The organism is Amycolatopsis solani, assembly GCF_033441515.1.
Classification (GTDB): domain Bacteria; phylum Actinomycetota; class Actinomycetes; order Mycobacteriales; family Pseudonocardiaceae; genus Amycolatopsis; species Amycolatopsis solani.
In genome coordinates this window covers 597961-614272 of record NZ_JAWQJT010000001.1, presented here as the reverse complement: position 1 = coordinate 614272, position 16312 = coordinate 597961, and the positions used below count along the sequence as shown (strand labels likewise).

Sequence of the window (16312 nt, the reverse complement as noted above, 5' to 3'; positions counted from 1 at the left end):
GGGGTCACCTCGTTGGTTTCAACGCCTCTCCGAGAGACGGCGCGCGCTCATCCCGGTCACTGACCATTGTGACCGACAGTGGCCACGAAATGTCCAATTCTGGGTCTTTGTACGAAATTGTGATGTCTTCGGACGGGTCGTGGGGTCGATCGATACGATACGACACATCGGAGACTTCGGTGAGTGACTGGAATCCGTGCGCGCAGCCCGCCGGGATGTACACGGAAACCTGCGTCTCACCCGAAAGTTCGAATGTTTTGACATTGCGGAACGTGGGTGAATCCGGTCGGAGATCCACCACGACGTCGAAGATCGCGCCGTGCGAGCACCGCACCAGTTTCGCCTCGCCGGCCCCGCCGCGCAGGTGCATCCCGCGGACGACTCCCTTGCGGGAGCGGGAAAGGCTGTCCTGGGCGAAGCCGTCCGGGTCGATGCCCACCGACGCGACGACCTCGCGGTCGAACGTCCGGCTGAAGAAGCCGCGCTCGTCCGCGTGCGGGGTCGGTTCGAACAGGTACACGCCCTCGATCTCGGGCACCGGAATGGCCTTCATCGCGCACCCCCGAAGAGGGCCGCCGAAAGGGCGGCGAACTGGTCCTTGAGCCGTTGAACGTTGTTCTCGTTCCGTTCCGCCAGGATCTGGCGCAGTTCCGGCGAACGGTTTTCGAGTTCGGTGAACTGCTCGACGAGCCGGTCGAAGTCGACGCTCTTCGCCCGCTGGGTGAAGCCGTCGAGGCCCATCTCCGCCATGAGCACGTCGTTCTTCGGCGCGTATCCGATCGCGACGGTCGGCTTCGCGACCTTCAGGGCGCAGAGCACGTTGTGGTAGCGCGTGGCCACCACGCTGTCCACCGCCGCCATCTCGTGCATCAGCTCGTCCAGGGTCTCCGCCGAAGCCGCCGTCACCAGCGGGGAAGCGGTCTTCTCGAGGATCTCGTCGACGACCTGCCGGTCGATCTGATCACCGATGAACAGCCGGACGGGTCTGCCCTGGTCAACGAGCCAGGCGACGAACCGGTTCATCGTGTCCACGTAGTGGCGGTAGATGCGGTCGCCGTCGGCGCGGTCGTCGTTGCCGCCGTAGTAGGCCATCACCCCGACCCCGACGGTGCCCGGCGGGCCGTCGGCGTCCGGGGTGGGGAGGGAGAACGCGAGGTCGGGGTAGACCTCGTCGCGGCTGGTGTCGACACCCATGGCGCGCATGGCGTCGCGGGAGATGTCGTCCCGGTAGGAGCGGTAGGCGGCCAGGCGGCCGGCCCAGCGGACGAGCGTCCGGGTGGCCCGTGCGCTGATGTGGTTCGCGCCGACGCTGACCAGCGCGATCTTGGTACCGAAGAGCCGCCCGGTGGCGGAAAGGAGGAAGAGCGAATACGGGAAACCCCACGGACGCAGCGGAAGCGTCGCTTCGAGGACGCCCATGCCGGGCACGATGACGACGTCCTGCTCGCGGACCCAGGCGGCCGTGCGGCCGATGTCGACCAGCTTGCCGAGTCCCTTGAGGACGATCGACCGGAGGCCGGACGCCGTCTCGTACTCGGCCTGGTTCCAGTGCAGAGGCGTGGTGTCGACGCCGTACCGCTCGCGGACGATGTCCGGGCCGCCCACCAGACCGGTCAGGACGGCGTCCGGGTGTTCGGTGCGCAGGTAGCCGAGCACGGCTTCGAGGGAACCGTCGTTGCCGAGGTTCCCCGAGCCGAGCAGGCCGAAGACGCCGACGCGCGGGGCACGCTTCACGCGAGCCTGCCTTCGCGGCCGGCCACGATCTCGTTGACCGTGGAGATGTCGGAGGCGGTCGGCGCGCGGTCCTCGACGCGTTCGCCGTGGCCGGAGCGCGCCCGGTTGGTCAGCCAGGCGCCGAGGTGCCCGAAGCACTCGCGCTTGTCGGCGGCCGAGATCGGCGCGCGCCGGATGAGGTCCGCGAACCCGTAGACGTACTCGCCGAGCAGGCGGACGGTGGGATTCCGGAGCCGGTTCGCGCGCCGCGGGTCCAGATTCGCGCACCGGCTCCGGATGGTCGGGTTGGCCCGTTCCGCGCGGCCCGGGTGGTCGCGGCGGAAGTAGAGCAGCTCGGGCACCTGGTGGAACGGGCCGTGCAGGGCCATCTCGGCCGAGTACGTCCGGTCGGCGTGGTGGTAGCTGTCGAGCGGCTTGACGCGGCGGAGGACGTCGGCGCGGATGACGCCGTAGAAGTCGTCGCCGCCGGGCTCGAACAGGACCGCGCGGAAGCGGTCGGGTGCGTGCCGGGACGCGGTGTCCAGCGTGTACTCGAGCGGCTGGACGATGCGGCCGTCGCCGTCGATGATGGCCTGGTCGCAGTGGGCGAGGATGACGTCCGGGCGCTCGTCGAGGGCGTCGATGCACCGCTTGAGCAGGTCGCGGGCGTACAGGTCGTCGTGCGACACCCACTTGAAGAGCTCGGTGCGGGACACGTCGAACACGAAGTTGTGGTTCGGCGTCGCGCCGATGTTCTTCGGCTGGCGGACGTAGCGGATGCGCGAGTCCTTGTCGGCGTAGCGGCGGCAGATCTCGTCCGTGCCGTCCGTGGAGGCGTTGTCCGAGATGATCAGCTCGAAGTCTTCGTAGGTCTGGCCGAGCAGGGCGTCCAGTGACTCGGCGAGGTACTCCTCGCCGTTGTACACCGGGAGGCCGAGGCTCAGCCGCGGGACGGTGGTCATGGAGTCCTCATTCCTTGATGGGCTCTTTGATCGGCTCGAAGACGACGGTCGGCTCGTCGGCGGACGGCGGGACGTAGGCGCGCAGCCCGAGCCGCAGCTGCAGCCACCAGACGACGGAGCCGGTGAGCGTCGCGGTCGCGACGCCCCACGCGGACCCGGCCGCACCACCGAGGAAGGCGCCGGTGATGCCGAACGTGACGTAGAACAGGGAGGCGATCAACTGCGAACGCAGGCTCCGCTTGGCCGCGCCCAGCGCGCGGAGCCCGGCGGCCGCCCCGGTGGCGAAGCTCGCGCCGACCACGGCCAGGGTGACCGGGAGGATCAGCGGGGACGACGAGTCCCACACCGAGCCCATCACCCAGCGGCCAGCGCCGTCGGGCAGCAGGAGCAGCAGGCCGAGGCCCCAGCACAGGGCGGCGGCGGCCTGCCCGCCGCCGAGGATGACGCAGAAGTGCTTCAGCCGGTGCGGCGCCCGCTGAAGCACCCGCGCGCCCTCGGCGACGGTGACCAGGGACAGCCCCATGAGCAGGGCCAGGAAGGGGCCGAGGAGCTGTTCGGCGCCGCGGACCGCGCCGACGGCGGTGATGCCGGCGATGGCGCCGAGGCCGTACGCGCGCAGCTGGGACGCGCCGCTGTTGCTGACGTTCTCGACCAGGTACCGCACGCTCAGGTCGCGCTGCGAGCGCAGCCAGCCGGCCAGCTCCCGCGGGTGCGGGAGGATCCCGGTCTGGAACCAGCCGTAGACCGCGGCGAGCGCGGCCGCGATGCCCCAGGCGAGGACGAACGCGACGACCGTCCCGATCCGGCCGGCGATGAACAGCGCCGGGATGAGCGCGACGCCGCACACGACGTCGTTGAGGAACGCCTTCTTCCCCTGCCCGCGGGCGAAGAACGCGAACCGCCAGGCGTCCTGCAGCAGCAGGCCCGGCAGGACGACGGCGAGCGCGACGAACGCGTTGCCGAGCGGGCCGCCCGCGGCCAGCCCGGCGACCAGGCTGATCAGGCCCGTCGCGCAGCCGACGCCGATGGCGGTGCCCGACGCGCTGGCGACCCCCAGGCGCCAGCGGTCATCCGGCACCGCGCTGAACCGCACCATCAGCGGGTCGGTGGCCAGGCCGCGCGACACGTTCAGCACCACGCCGTAGGTCACCCAGGCGAGGCTGAAGATGCCGAACGCGAACGTGCCGAGCTCGCGGGCCACGTACAGCCCGACGGCGAAGTTGGTCAGGCTGGACACCGCCTGGTCGCCGAGGCCCCAGCTCAGCCGTCCGGCCATCGCGCGCACCGCGCCCGATCGGAAGATCGAGCGCGGTGCGCGGCGGTGGTTGGCCACGTCGCTCACTCCTTGACCAGACCGGCGTCGTGCAGGGCGCGGGCCGCGACGTCGACGATGTCGAAGGGCAGCCCGGCGCGTTCGGCGATGTCCAGCAACGAGTGCTCGCCGTCGGAGAGGTTGAGCACCCACAGCATCGCCATCTGGGCCTGCTTGGCGTCGCTGCGGCCGCCGAGCGAGTCGTACAACCCGCGCTTGCCGAGCTGCGGCTCGCCGTACGGGCTGAGGTTGACGTACCGGCGGTTGCGGTCGAGGACACCGAAGGCATCCCGCAGCGCGCCGAGGGTGTCCTCCATGGCCGCCGGCGAGACGAAACCCGGGTTGTCGGCCGAGGTGTGGTACTCGGGGTAGCCCGCGTACGGCGTCCGCGTCAGCGAGCCGACGCCGAGGTTGAAGCCCGGCGAGCAGAACTGGCGCTCGTCGTAGCCGTACGGCGAGAAGTCGACGACTCGGTGTTCGCGCGAGCGCAGGACGTGCTGCAGCACGCGGTCGATCTCGGCGTCGTCGCGGCGGGACTTCTTGTACGTCAGTTGCCCCGGGTCGCCCGCGCAGGCCAGCACGAGCCCGTGCTTGACCTTCTCGATCCGGGACGAGTTGCGCGCCAGCCAGGTGATCGAGCCGATCGTCCCCGGCATGAACAGGAAGCGGTAGGTGTAGTGCGGCTGGGTGAGAGCCAGCTGCTGCGCCAGCGAGATCGCCACCGCGATGCCGGCCAGGTTGTCGTTCGCCAGCGACGGGTGGCAGACGTGGCAGGACACGATGACCTCGTCGGTGACCCGCCCCGGCACGACGTGCTCGCCGTACGTCAGCGACCCGTCGGCCAGGGTCGAGTCGATGACGACGTCGTACTCGCCGTCGGGCAGCGCGTCGAGCTTTTCCTGCGCGAGGCAGAAACCCCAGGCCGGGGCGTAGTAGCTGGTCCGGTAGGGCACCCACGACGGCTGGTCCGGCAGCGTGTGCAGGTGCTCCCGCAGCTCGCTGAGCGGCATCCGGCGAGACACCGGGACGCTGTACCCGACGACGTGCAGGTTCGACTCCTGGAAGTCGATCACGCGCTCACCAGAGGGGGCGGAGACGTAGGCGTCCCGGATGTTCCACTCCTGCGGGATCGTCCAGTCCAGCACCGCGGTGCCGGTCGGGACTTCGTGCCGCTCCAGCGCGATGTGCTCGCCGATGACGTCCAGGGTCTGCCGCACGCCGTCGCCGGTGATGCTGCGGCAGATCGGGTACAGCCGTTCGACCAGGGCGTGCAGCTCCGCGCCCGTCCGCAGCTGCGTGCCCGCCACTACTTGCGCCGCATGGTGTCGTCGATGCGGCCGGCTTCGCCTTCGCTCTTCAGCCAGGCGAGCCGCGTGAACAGCTGCTGGAACGACTCGCGGGTCAGCCCGAACTTGCGGTAGGCCTCGATCAGCTCGACGGCGCCGTCCTTGACCGACCACTCGCAGGCGAAGCCGGGGACGGCCGCGCGGAACCGCGAGAAGTCGACGCGGTACGAGCGTGGGTCGGCGCCGGCCTCGCCGGTGATGTTCAGCGTCGAGCCCGGCACGGCCTCGACGACCTCCTGGGCGATCTCGGCGACGGTGACGTTGTTGTCCTCGGTGCCGATGTTGAAGGCCTTGTCGTGCACGGCCTCCTTCGGCGCCGTCAGAGCCGCCGTGAACGCGCGCGCGATGTCCTGGGCGTGCACCAGCGGGCGCCACGGCGTGCCGTCCGACAGCACCAGCACTTCGCCGGACAGGTGCGCGTGCGCGGTGAGGTTGTTCAGCACGATGTCGCCGCGCAGCCGGGGCGAGTAGCCGAACGCGGTCGCGTTGCGCATGTAGACCGGGGTGAAGTCGTCGTCGGCGAGCTCGTGGACGTCGGCCTCGACGCGCACCTTCGACTCGGCGTACGGCGTCACCGGCTTCAGCGGCGCGTCCTCGTCGACAAGGTTGTCGCCGCCGGCGCCGTACACCGAGCAGGTCGACGCGTAGATGTACCGTTGAACCCCGGCGTCCTTCGCCAGCTTCGCGAGCTTCACCGACGCGTGGTGGTTGATGTCGTAGGTCAGCTCCGGCGCGAGCGAGCCGAGCGGGTCGTTCGACAGCGCCGCCAGGTGGATCACCGCGTCGAAGCCTTCGACGTGCGAAGCGGTGACGTCCCGCAGGTCGACGACGTGGCCGGCCGGGTCGGCCGGGACCGGACCGAGCAGGCAGGACTCGAACAGCCCGGAGTCGAGGCCGACGACCTCGTGGCCGGCGGCGGCGAGCACCGGGGCCATCACCGTCCCCAGGTAGCCCTTGTGCCCCGTCAGCAACACCCGCATCGGATTCAGCCCTTCAGGTCGAGAGTGAGTTTCTTGACGAAAAACGCTTCGGCGTACTTCGCGGCCGCTTCGATGCCGCGGATCCGGGCGAGCCCGAGGAAGGCCTCGCGGTCGTACCAGGGCCGGTGCCGCTGCGACGCGTAGTGCGTCTGCAGCAGCCGGACCTTCTCCTCGGCGACGTCGTCGTCGAGCGGCTGGTAGACGGACGGGGCCCCGAGGTCGCCGTCCCACTTGACGATCTCGTAGCCCAGCGCCAGGTGGTCGCGGAACGCCGTCGGCACCAGCTTCGCGAGCCCGCGGTGGTCCTGGTGGGCGTCGTCGGTGCGCGGCGCCAGGATGACGTCGGGGTCGGTCCGCCGCCGCAGCTCTTCGAGCGCGTTCTTGGCCTCTTCCCAGTGCGCCGGGAAGCGGCCGTCGGGCAGCTTGAGCACCGTGACGTCGACGTCCGCGCCCGGGCAGAACGCGGCCAGCGCCGCCCGCTCCTCGTCCTCGCGGTGCGTGCCGCCGCCGGAGAGGACCAGCGCGTCGACGCGCAGGCCCGGCCGGGACTCGCACAGCGTCAGCAGCGTGCCGCCGGCGCCGATCGCGATGTCGTCGCAGTGCGCGCCGAGTGCGACGACGCCGCCGAGCCGTCCCGGCCGCAGCCCGATCACGCGGTGCTCGCGACGGGCCGCTCCCAGAGCGCCCAGGGCTTCTTGCCGTGCGTGTAGGCGTCGTCGAGCGCCGCGCGCTCCTTGACCGTGTCGGTCGGCTTCCAGAACCCGCGGTACGGGTAGGCCAGCAGCCGCCCGCGCTTGGCGAGCTCGCCGCAGCCGTCGGCGACCAGGTCGCCGTTCTCCGGGATGTGGTCGAACACTTCCTGCCGCAGCACGAAGTACCCGCCGTTCTCCCACAGCGGCATTTCGCTGACCGCGGTGATCGCGCCGACCATGCCGCCCTCGTTCATCTCCACGCAGTGGAACGACGACTGCGGCGGCACGACCATCATCGACGCGCCCGCGTCGGTGTTCGAGAACCGCTCGATCATGTCCGGCAGCGGCGCGTCGGACAGCACGTCGGCGTAGTTCGCGAGGAACATTTCGTCGCCGTCGAGGTAGTCGCGGACGCGGCGCAGGCGTTCACCGATCGGCGACTCGATGCCCGTCTGCACGAAGGTGATCGTCCAGTCGGCGATGTCGGTCGACAGCAGTTCCGCTTGCCCGTTGCGCAGGATGAAATCGTTGGAAATGGTTTCCTGGTAGTTCAGGAAGAAGTTCTTGATGTGCGCCGCGCCGTAGCCGAGGCACAGGATGAATTCGGTGTGGCCGAAATGCGCGTAGTAGCGCATCACGTGCCAGATGAGCGGTCTCGGACCGACCATCGCCATCGGCTTCGGGACGTCGTCGGCCGCGCCGTTGCGCATCCGCATCCCGTAGCCACCGCAGAAGAGGACGACCTTCACTTCACTGCACCTCGACGATTTCCAGGTGGGGAATGGGGAACACCAGCTTTCCGCCCCACGCACCGATGTAAGACAGCTGTTCGGTCAGCTCCTCCCGGAGGTTCCACGGGAGGACGAGCACGTAGTCGGGCCGATCGGTTTCGATCCGCTCGGGGGGCAGCACGGGAATGCGCGTGCCCGGGGTGAACCGGCCGTGCTTGTACGGGTTGCGATCGACCGTGTACTGCAGCAGGTCCGTCCGGACGCCGCAGTGGTTGAGCAGGGTGTTGCCCTTGCCGGGGGCGCCGTAGCCGACGACGGTCTTGCCGTCGTTGCGCGCCTCGATGAGGAACTTCAGCAGGTCCAGCCGCACGCGGGTGACGCGCTCGGCGAACTCGGTGTACCCGGACAGCTCGTGCAGCCCGGCGGCCTTCTCGCGCTCCAACACGTCGGTCATCCGCTCGCTGGGCTCGCCCGCCACCTCGGCCGGTCGCGCCCAGAGCCGGATCGAACCGCCGTGCGTCGGCACGAGTTCGACGTCGACCACGGTCAAGCCGCCGGTCGCGAGGGCCCGGCGCGCGGATTCGACCGTGTAGTACTGGAAGTGCTCGTGGTAGATCGTGTCGTACTGGTTCTTTTCGATCAGCGTGAGCAGGTGCTGGACCTCGATGGAGACCCAGCCGTCGTCGGCGACGAGCGCCCGCAGGCCCTTGGTGAAGCCGAGGACGTCGGGGATGTGCGCGTAGACGTTGTTCGCGGCCACCAGATCCGCGGCACCGTGCTCCTCGCGCACCTGGCGGCCGGTCTCCTCGGAGAGGAACGCGGTCAGGGTGGGCACGCCGGCGTCGCGCGCGGCTTGCCCGACGTTCACCGAAGGTTCCACGCCCAGACACCGGATGCCGTGCCCGACGACGTGCTTGAGCAGGTAGCCGTCGTTGCTCGCGACCTCGACGACGAAGGACTTCTCGCCGAGCCCGAGCCGCTCGACCGCGCCGTCGACGAAGCGCTTCGCGTGCTCGACCCACGACGTCGAGAAGGACGAGAAGTACGCGTACTCGGTGAAGGTCTCGTCGGGGTCGATCAGCGGGGGGATCTGGGCCAGCCAGCAGTCGGTGCACACCTTCAGGTGAAGCGGGAAGGTGGCTTCCGCTTCGTCGAGCTGTTCGGCCGTCAAGAATCGCTCACACGGGGGAGTCGCGCCGAGGTCGACGACGCTGGCCGTGTTTGTCGAACCGCAGAGTCGACATGTGGTCATCTACCAGGCTCCTTGGCTCGCGGTCGCGATGTGCGCTTAACACGTCGAGCAGGGGTGGATCGTCGTTACAGCGACGCGTGTCGGCGTGGTGGACCGATTCGGAACCGCAACCTGGGGCGGCAAAGTGTGGCGGAGATCACCGAGAGTGCCTGGCCGGACCCGTAACGTCCACTGTGGACCGGTCCTAGGCTGGCCGGATGACTTCGGAGACGGGGCCCCGCCTGAGCGGGCTCGCGGGCGTGGTGCTGACGGTCCGCTTCCTTTCGGAGCTGGCCCTGCTGGGCGGTTTGGCCCTGGCCGGTACGCAGCTCGGCAGCGGCGTCGCGCTGGCGATCGTCGACGCCGTGCTGCTGCCGCTGGCGGCCGCCGCGCTCTGGGGCCTGTTCATCGCCCCACGCGCCCGCCGCCGGCTCCCGGAACCGGCCCGCTTCCTGGTGGAGTTCGCTCTGTTCGCGGGCGCCGGAGTGGTGCTCGTGCTGGTGGGGTGGCCGGTGAGCGGGATCGCGCTGGCCGTGGTCTGGATCGGCAGCGCGGCGCTGACCCGGGTCGTCGCCAAAGACAGCTGAAGCCCTCCGCGCCGGAATGGCGCAGAGGGCTCCGGCAAGTTGCCGAGCGGGAATTGCTCAGCCGATCTTCTCCGCCGCCGGGATCACGTCGGTGCCGAACTTCTCCAAGACCGCCGGGTTGTGGACGTGCGGGACCATGCCCAGGGCCACGTCGATGCCCAGGCCGTGCAGGCGCTCCAGTTCCGTCAGCAGTTCGCCGGACTTCGAGCCGTCCTCGCCGATGTCGAGGATGTGGTAGACCGTCTTCGTGATCGAGGCGTAGTCGCGGCCCTCGTTCTCGCAGTGCTGCTTGAGGACGTCGAGCTTGTGCTCCAGCTCCGGGCCGTTGAAGAGGTTGCACTGGTCGGCGTACTTCGCCACCAGCCGCAGCGTCTTCTTTTCGCCGCCGCCGCCGATCATGATCGGGGGGCGGGGGTCCGACAGGGCCTGCGGGACGTTCAGCAACCTCGACGCGTCGAAGTGCTTGCTCTTGAACGGTTCGTCGCCGTCGGCCCACATCTGCAGGACGTACTGGAGGTTCTCCTCCAGCAGCTCGAAGCGCTCCGCGACCGGCGGGAACGGGAAGCCGAGGCCGCGGGACTCGTCCTCGTTCCAGCCCGCGCCGATGCCGAGGATCGCGCGGCCGCCCGACAGGACGTCCAGGGTCGTGATGGCCTTGGCCAGCAGGCCCGGGTGGCGGTAGAGGACGCCGGTGACGACGGTGAGGAGCTTGGCGCGCTCGGTGTGCGCCGCGATGAAGCCGAGGGTCGTGTACGCCTCGAGCATGTCGTTTTCGACGGGGCCGACGCCGCCGATCTGGAAGAAGTGGTCCATCACGGCGATGGAGTCGAAGCCCGCGCTGTCGGCGGTGCGGACGACGGCGGCCAGGTCGGCGCCCAGCGCGGACGCCCCGTTCGGCCAGGTGAAGTCGGGGATCTGCAGTCCGAGTTTCATGCTTTCCGACCGTATACCTGGAGTTGCCCCAGCTGCGTGCTCAGAAATCGCCGACGACCGAAACCCGCCCGTTCAGGGGATCGGTCACCCACACCGCGCGCGTGCGCTGGTCGACCGCGACGTCGCCGGGGTTGACGCCCAGCGACAGCTCTCCGGTCAGCGTGCCGGTCGCGCCGTCGACGCGGCTGAGGCCGTTCTGGCCGCCGTTGGTGTACACCGTGTTCGTGCCCTGGTGCACGGCCAGCGCGGAGGATTCGCTGCGCAGCAACACGGTCTTGCGCTCGGCGTGCGTCGCCGCGTCCACAATGGACATGTGGTGGATGCCGGAGTTGGCCACGTAGACCGAGCCGCTCGCCGCGTGCACCGCGACGGCCGTCGGCCGCGCCCCGACCTTCACGCTCGCGACGAACTTCCCGCTGTCGATCGAAAAGACCTCGACCGAGTCCGTGTCGGTGCTCGCGCAGTAAGCCAGCTTGCGCCCGGGGTCGACGGCGATCCCGGCGAGGCTCGGCTTCGGGCCCGGCACCAGGGCCGCCAGCGTGCAGCTGACGCCGTCGAGCACGGCGAGCGTGCCGGTGCCGGCGCTCGCCGCGTAGACGCGGTTGGCCTGCTCGTCCACCGCCAGCGCGGACGCGCCCGTCCCGGCGCCGATCACGCTCACCAGGTCGTGCGTGCGGCCGTCCAGCACCACCACGGTGCCCGCCGGCGGGTTCGCGACGTAGATCCGGCCGGCCTTCGCGTCGACCGCGACCTCACCCGGCTCGCCGCCGACGTGGACCAGCGCGACCACCGAAGCGCTCTTCGGGTCCACGACGGACACCGCGCCGTACCGCGGATCCGTGACGTAGGCGAGGCCGGTGACGGGATTCACCGCCACCGCGGTCGGCGCGCCGCCGAGGTCGATCGACCGGACCTCCTCCGCCCGCGCCAGCCCGGGCAGGACCAGGGCCCCGGCACCCGCGGTGACCAGGGCGAAGAGGCTTCGCCGGCCTAGCTGGCGACCTCGCATCGGCGCCTCCGCTCGTGATCAACTCACTCCTGAGCGTAACCCGCGCGATCCTCACGTGAAGGAACTTCGCGTCCCCCGATCGCGTTGTTTCCGGTGGGTAACCACTTGCAGAGCGGACGGAGGCGAGCGGGCGTGCACGGGCACCAGAACGGACTCAAGACGGCGTTGCTGCTCGGCCTGCTGTCGGCGATCATCGTCGCGATCAGCGGGCTCTTCGGGCGCGGCGCCCTGGTCATCGGCCTGCTCGTCGCGCTCGGGATGAACGCGTTCGCCTACTTCAACTCGGACAAGCTGGCGCTGCGCGCGATGCGGGCGCGGCCGGTGTCCGAGGTCGAGCAGCCCGCGATGTACCGGATCGTGCGCGAGCTGGCGCACGTCGCGCGCCAGCCGATGCCGCAGCTCTACCTGAGCCCGACCGTCGCGCCGAACGCGTTCGCGACCGGCCGCAGCCCGCGGCACGCGGCCGTCTGCTGCACCACGGGCATCCTCGACCTGCTCGACGAGCGCGAGCTGCGGGCCGTGCTCGGCCACGAACTCTCCCACGTCTACAACCGCGACATCCTGATCTCGTGCGTGGCCGGCGCGCTGGCCAGCGTGATCAGCGTGCTCGCGAACATCGCGCTGTTCTTCGGCGGCAACAACCGCGACGGGAGTCCGCTGGTCAGCCTGATGCTGATCTTCGTCGGGCCGATCGCGGCCGCGGTCATCCGGATGGGCGTGAGCCGGTCGCGGGAGTACCAGGCCGACGCGTCCGGCGCGGAGCTCACCGGCGACCCGCTGGGCCTGGCCTCGGCGCTGCGGAAGCTCGACGCCGGCACGCGGGCGCGGCCGCTGGTCGCCGAGCCGCAGCTGGTGTCGCAGTCGCACCTGATGATCGCGAACCCGTTCCGGCCCGGCGAGGGCCTGAGCAAGCTGTTCTCGACGCACCCGCCGATCGCCGACCGCATCCGGCGGCTCGAGGAAATGGCGCGCCGGGGGCCGGGCGGCTTCTAGGCCGACGCCCCCGCCGCGACGGCGACCGCCTTCACGTAGTCGCCGTAGCCGGACTTCGCCAGCTTCGCGCCCAGCGCGTAGCACTCGTCGGCGTCGATGAAGCCCATCCGCAGCGCGATCTCCTCCAGGCACGCGATGCGCACGCCGGTGCGGTGCTCCAGCACCTGCACGAACTGGCCCGCTTCGAGCAGCGAGTCGTGCGTGCCGGTGTCGAGCCAGGCGAACCCGCGGCTGAGCTCGACCAGCGTCGCCCGGTCCTGCCGCAGGTAGGTCAGGTTGACGTCGGTGATCTCGAGTTCGCCGCGCCGCGACGGCTTCAGCGAGCGCGCGATGTCGACGACGTCGTTCTCGTAGAAGTACAGCCCGGTGATCGCCTTGTTCGAGCGCGGCTTCGCGGGCTTTTCTTCGATCGTGCGCAGCTTGCCGTCGGGGCCGACCTCGCCGACGCCGTAGCGCTCGGGGTCCTTCACCGGGTAGCCGAACAGGACGCAGCCGTCGAGCTCGCGCACGGCCTGCTGCAGGCGGCTGGAGAAGCCCTGGCCGTAGAAGATGTTGTCGCCGAGCACCAGCGCCACGTCGTCGTCGCCGATGAAGTCCGCGCCGATCACGAACGCCTCGGCCAGCCCGTTCGGGCTCGGCTGCTCGGCGTAGGAGAACGAGACGCCGAACTGGTCGCCGCTGCCCAGCAGCCTGCGGAACATCGGCAGGTCGGTGGGGGTGGAGATGATGAGGATCTCGCGGATCCCGGCCAGCATCAGCACCGAGATCGGGTAGTAGACCATCGGCTTGTCGTAGACCGGCAGCAGCTGCTTCGACACCGCCTGGGTGATCGGGTGCAGGCGGGTCCCGCTGCCTCCGGCCAGCACGATGCCCTTCATGAACTGCCTCCCTCTCCTCGGCCACGACTGCGTCCCCACCCTACGGGCTGGGCCGGACCGGCCGATCGAGAAGCGCTAGAAGGCCGGTCCTTTGCCGAAGTAGGCCTTGCAGCCGAGGTTGTACTCGGTGGCGATCTCCAGCACGTTCTTGCCGCCGTCGACCGGAAGCAGCGTCGAGGAGTAGTTGGGGCAGAAGTTGTTGTGGATGCCGGTGATGTGCACGGGAGCAGGCAGCTCGTACCAGTGGCCGGCGCCGAAGTTGTCGTTCGCCAGCAGGACCTGGCCGTTGTTGGGCTGCGGCTGGCCCTTGGCGTTGGTGTAGATCTGCCCGACCATGACGATCCGCACGCCGTTCGGGCCGCCGGGGAACAGCGTGATCGTCTGCGCGTGCTGGAAGTAGTTGCCGTTGGCGGTGTTCACGCGGGTGCCGGGGTCGGCGGGGTCGCCCCAGTTGGCGCCGTCGGCCGAGATCTTGAAGTACGGGTCGCAGTAGCGGTCGCGGTAGTTGCAGATCTCGTAGGCGAAGTAGTAGCGGCCGTCCGGCAGCCGCCGGATGATCGGCATGCCGGGGCGGACGCGGTCCGGCGGGATCGCCATCGTGAGCTGCTTGGTGCCCCAGGTCACCCCGTCGGTCGAGGCGACCCGGTTGAGCACCTGCGCGTACTTCGGCGCCTGCGTCTCGTCGGCGTAGTGGAGCCAGAGCGTGCCGCCCGCGTCGACGGTGAACTCGGGCTCCCAGATGCCGTCGATGTTGTGCGACCGCGCGGCCTCGGACAGGAAGCTCCACGCGCGGCCGCCGTCCTTGCTGGCCCAGATCCGGATCCCGAGGCGGCGCTGCGGCCCGGCGTCCTGCCGGTAGGACGCGGCCCACAGCAGCGTGCCGGCGCGCAGCTTGCCGACGCGCTGCGGCAGCTCGTAGACGGTGCCGCAGCACATGCCGTACCGGCCGTCGGGGTCGTGGATCTCGCCGATCTTGTGGAACGACTCGCCTTCGTCCGTGCTCTCCATCACCGGCGTGAACTTGCCGCCGGCGTCTTCGCTGGTCAGCGTGGCGATGATGCGGCCGCGGCCGATCACGGAGTGCTCGAGCCGGACGAGCCGGGCGTACGAGCCGTAGCCGGGCACGAGCTGCCGGCGTTCGGCCGCGCTCGCGGGGGTGAGCAACGTCGCGACGAGCGTCAGCGGCAGCACGAAGACGAGAAAACGGCGCATCCGGACCCTCTCCACGCGGTGACCGCGCGATTACAACACGCTGATCGGGTCCGTCGGGGACAGTCACACGGCCCATTCGCGCGTTCGGGGGGTTTGCTGTGCGCCATCGGGTGACCGATTGCGGGGTGTGACGGTAACGCGGGGACAAAGAACGTCGAAAGATCACCGGAGGGCCGGTGGTGGCCCCGAGGGGGAACGATGAAACTACGGCTGCTCGGCGTGCTCGTCCTGGCGTTCGCGTCGGCGTGCGCACCCGGCGTCGGCTACGGGACGATCGAGGCGGCCTCGTCGGCTGCGGTCGTGCCGGCGCCGCCGACGTCGACCGCGCCACCGGCCCCGCGCGAAGTGCCGACGGAGACGCACACGGGCAAGGGCAGCGGCGAGTTCGAGACCAGCTGGCCCGCCGACCAGCTGGGGTTCTTCACGTTCGACTGCCCGAAGTGCACGTCGAACGTGATGATCGACTCCGACGGCGGCGAGCACGGCCTGGTCAACGCGATCGGCGCGTACAAGGGCACGACGTGGCTGAACACGTACGAGGACCGCCCGACGAAGCGGGTGACGATCCACGCGAACGCGGCCTGGACGGCGACGATCTCGGACTTCCGGAGCCTCCCGATGACGGCCCCGGGCCAGCCGATGTCGGGCAAGGGTGAGGCGGTCCTCCGCCTGCCGGCGGGGGTGTCGAAGGTGCGGTTCACGGCGAAGACGCGGGGGAACGTCGCCCTGTGGATCAACGCGGGGGACTTCCGCGACCTGCTGCTGAACCAGATCGGGAACGTCGAGGTGGAGCGCGACGTCCGGGGTCCGGGGTACCTGAAGGTGGACGGGTACGAGACGAGCTGGACGCTGACGCCGTCCTGAGCGGGCACCCGGTGGCCGGGTGCCCGCGGCGACGTCAGCGGTAGTTCGTGAACTGCAGCGCGATCTCGAAGTCCTTGCCCTTCAGCAAGGCGATCACGTCCTGCAGCTGGTCCTTCTTCTTGCCCGACACCCGCAGCTGGTCGCCCTGGATCTGGGCCTGGACGCCCTTCGGGCCTTCGTCGCGGATGAACTTCGCGATCTGCTTCGCCTTGTCCGAAGCGATGCCCTGGAGGATCTTGCCGCCGATCTTGTAGATCTTGCCCGAGAGGGCCGGCTCGCCCGCTTCGAACGCCTTCAGGGAGATGTTGCGCTTGATCAGCTTCTCCTTGAACACCTCGACCGCGGCCAGGGCGCGCTCCTCGGTCTCGGACTCGATCGCGATCGCCTCCTCGCCGGACCAGTTGATCGTCGTGCCCGTGCCGCGGAAGTCGAAGCGCGTCCCGAGCTCCTTGCTCGCCTGGTTGAGCGCGTTGTCCACCTCCTGGCGGTCGACCTTGCTCACGACGTCGAAAGAGGGATCCGCCACGTGTCCTCACACCTCGTACTCGCTTGTCAGGGGCCACCCAGCCTAGCCCCCACCGGGGGATGGGTATCCCGGTTGACCCCCGTCCGGAGCGGTTGGGTAAACTTCTCCACGGCCGGTTCGCCCGGCTTGCCTTGGCGGGTTACCCGAGTGGCCAAAGGGGACTGGCTGTAAACCAGTTGGCTTACGCCTACGGGGGTTCGAATCCCTCACCCGCCACCCAGTGAAGAGGCTTCGTGAATTCGGCAAACGCCGAGCACGGGGCCTCTTCTGCTATTCCCGAATTGCCTGTTCACGTTTTCGGTGGATCGGCAATCTTCGGTGCGAGCCGGCGTGTGATCCCAAA

At 69.6% G+C, this 16312-nt stretch carries 17 protein-coding genes and 1 tRNA gene; 4 read left to right on the top strand and 14 right to left on the bottom strand.

Annotation, left to right across the window (positions count from 1 at the left end):
* Positions 1-4 precede the first annotated feature (4 nt).
* The 9 genes from SD460_RS03105 to SD460_RS03065 are packed head-to-tail and all read right to left on the bottom strand — an operon-like array spanning position 5 to position 8988.
* Entirely contained in the window at positions 5-553 is a 549-nt protein-coding gene (locus SD460_RS03105) for a dTDP-4-dehydrorhamnose 3,5-epimerase family protein (RefSeq protein WP_247015216.1), read from the bottom strand.
* Positions 550-1734, bottom strand: coding sequence for a polysaccharide pyruvyl transferase family protein (locus SD460_RS03100; RefSeq protein ID WP_290051248.1), 1185 nt, complete (start codon positions 1732-1734; stop codon positions 550-552). The genes SD460_RS03105 and SD460_RS03100 overlap by 4 nt, the downstream gene beginning before the upstream one ends.
* Positions 1731-2675 carry a glycosyltransferase family 2 protein gene (locus tag SD460_RS03095; protein ID WP_290051246.1) on the bottom strand — a complete coding sequence of 315 codons (945 nt, stop codon included), beginning with the start codon at positions 2673-2675 and terminating at the stop codon, positions 1731-1733. The genes SD460_RS03100 and SD460_RS03095 overlap by 4 nt, the downstream gene beginning before the upstream one ends.
* Positions 2676-2682: 7 nt before the next feature.
* Positions 2683-4008, bottom strand: coding sequence for an MATE family efflux transporter (locus tag SD460_RS03090; RefSeq protein WP_290051244.1), 1326 nt, complete (start codon positions 4006-4008; stop codon positions 2683-2685).
* Positions 4009-4013: 5 nt separating this feature from the next.
* Positions 4014-5294: a DUF4910 domain-containing protein gene (locus SD460_RS03085; protein ID WP_290051242.1), complete on the bottom strand. Its 1281-nt coding sequence runs from the start codon at positions 5292-5294 to the stop codon at positions 4014-4016.
* The gene (locus SD460_RS03080) at positions 5294-6313 is read right to left on the bottom strand and encodes an NAD-dependent epimerase/dehydratase family protein (RefSeq protein ID WP_290051240.1); all 1020 of its coding nucleotides are present in this window, start codon (positions 6311-6313) and stop codon (positions 5294-5296) included. The genes SD460_RS03085 and SD460_RS03080 overlap by 1 nt, the downstream gene beginning before the upstream one ends.
* Positions 6314-6318: 5 nt before the next feature.
* Entirely contained in the window at positions 6319-6966 is a 648-nt protein-coding gene (locus tag SD460_RS03075) for a PIG-L deacetylase family protein (protein ID WP_318305899.1), read from the bottom strand.
* Positions 6963-7754, bottom strand: coding sequence for a glycosyltransferase family protein (locus SD460_RS03070; RefSeq protein ID WP_290051236.1), 792 nt, complete (start codon positions 7752-7754; stop codon positions 6963-6965). The genes SD460_RS03075 and SD460_RS03070 overlap by 4 nt, the downstream gene beginning before the upstream one ends.
* A 1-nt stretch (position 7755) precedes the next feature.
* The gene (locus SD460_RS03065; RefSeq protein ID WP_290051234.1) at positions 7756-8988 is read right to left on the bottom strand and encodes a class I SAM-dependent methyltransferase; all 1233 of its coding nucleotides are present in this window, start codon (positions 8986-8988) and stop codon (positions 7756-7758) included.
* A 197-nt stretch (positions 8989-9185) separates the two neighbouring features.
* Between SD460_RS03065 and SD460_RS03060 the strand changes: the two genes are divergently transcribed.
* Complete coding sequence (locus SD460_RS03060; protein WP_290051232.1) at positions 9186-9554, top strand: YrdB family protein; 369 nt, start codon at positions 9186-9188, stop codon at positions 9552-9554.
* A gap of 57 nt (positions 9555-9611) precedes the next feature.
* On the opposite strand, the gene SD460_RS03055 is transcribed toward SD460_RS03060, so the two are convergent.
* Together SD460_RS03055 and SD460_RS03050 are read right to left on the bottom strand one after the other, a co-directional pair.
* A complete protein-coding gene (locus SD460_RS03055; RefSeq protein ID WP_290051230.1) occupies positions 9612-10487 on the bottom strand; it encodes an LLM class F420-dependent oxidoreductase in 876 nt (291 codons plus the stop codon).
* 40 nt (positions 10488-10527) lie between these two features.
* Complete coding sequence (locus SD460_RS03050) at positions 10528-11496, bottom strand: YncE family protein (RefSeq protein ID WP_290051228.1); 969 nt, start codon at positions 11494-11496, stop codon at positions 10528-10530.
* Between the two features lie 132 nt (positions 11497-11628).
* Here SD460_RS03050 and htpX point away from each other — a divergent pair, with 132 nt between their 5' ends.
* Positions 11629-12489, top strand: a complete 861-nt coding sequence (gene htpX / locus SD460_RS03045) for a zinc metalloprotease HtpX (protein ID WP_290051226.1) — start codon at positions 11629-11631, stop codon at positions 12487-12489.
* On the opposite strand, the gene rfbA is transcribed toward htpX, so the two are convergent.
* Positions 12486-13367, bottom strand: a complete 882-nt coding sequence (gene rfbA, locus SD460_RS03040; protein WP_290051224.1) for a glucose-1-phosphate thymidylyltransferase RfbA — start codon at positions 13365-13367, stop codon at positions 12486-12488. The genes htpX and rfbA overlap by 4 nt on opposite strands.
* A gap of 75 nt (positions 13368-13442) precedes the next feature.
* Positions 13443-14579, bottom strand: a complete 1137-nt coding sequence (locus SD460_RS03035; protein ID WP_290051222.1) for a sialidase family protein — start codon at positions 14577-14579, stop codon at positions 13443-13445.
* A gap of 198 nt (positions 14580-14777) precedes the next feature.
* Here SD460_RS03035 and SD460_RS03030 point away from each other — a divergent pair, with 198 nt between their 5' ends.
* On the top strand, positions 14778-15443 hold the full coding sequence (locus SD460_RS03030) for a hypothetical protein (protein ID WP_318305898.1): 666 nt from the start codon (positions 14778-14780) through the stop codon (positions 15441-15443).
* Between the two features lie 34 nt (positions 15444-15477).
* On the opposite strand, the gene SD460_RS03025 is transcribed toward SD460_RS03030, so the two are convergent.
* Positions 15478-15969, bottom strand: coding sequence for a YajQ family cyclic di-GMP-binding protein (locus SD460_RS03025; protein WP_086860720.1), 492 nt, complete (start codon positions 15967-15969; stop codon positions 15478-15480).
* A 133-nt stretch (positions 15970-16102) separates the two neighbouring features.
* On the opposite strand from SD460_RS03025, the gene SD460_RS03020 reads away from it, so the two are divergent.
* A tRNA-Tyr gene (locus SD460_RS03020) sits at positions 16103-16185 on the top strand.
* Positions 16186-16312: the final 127 nt, after the last annotated feature.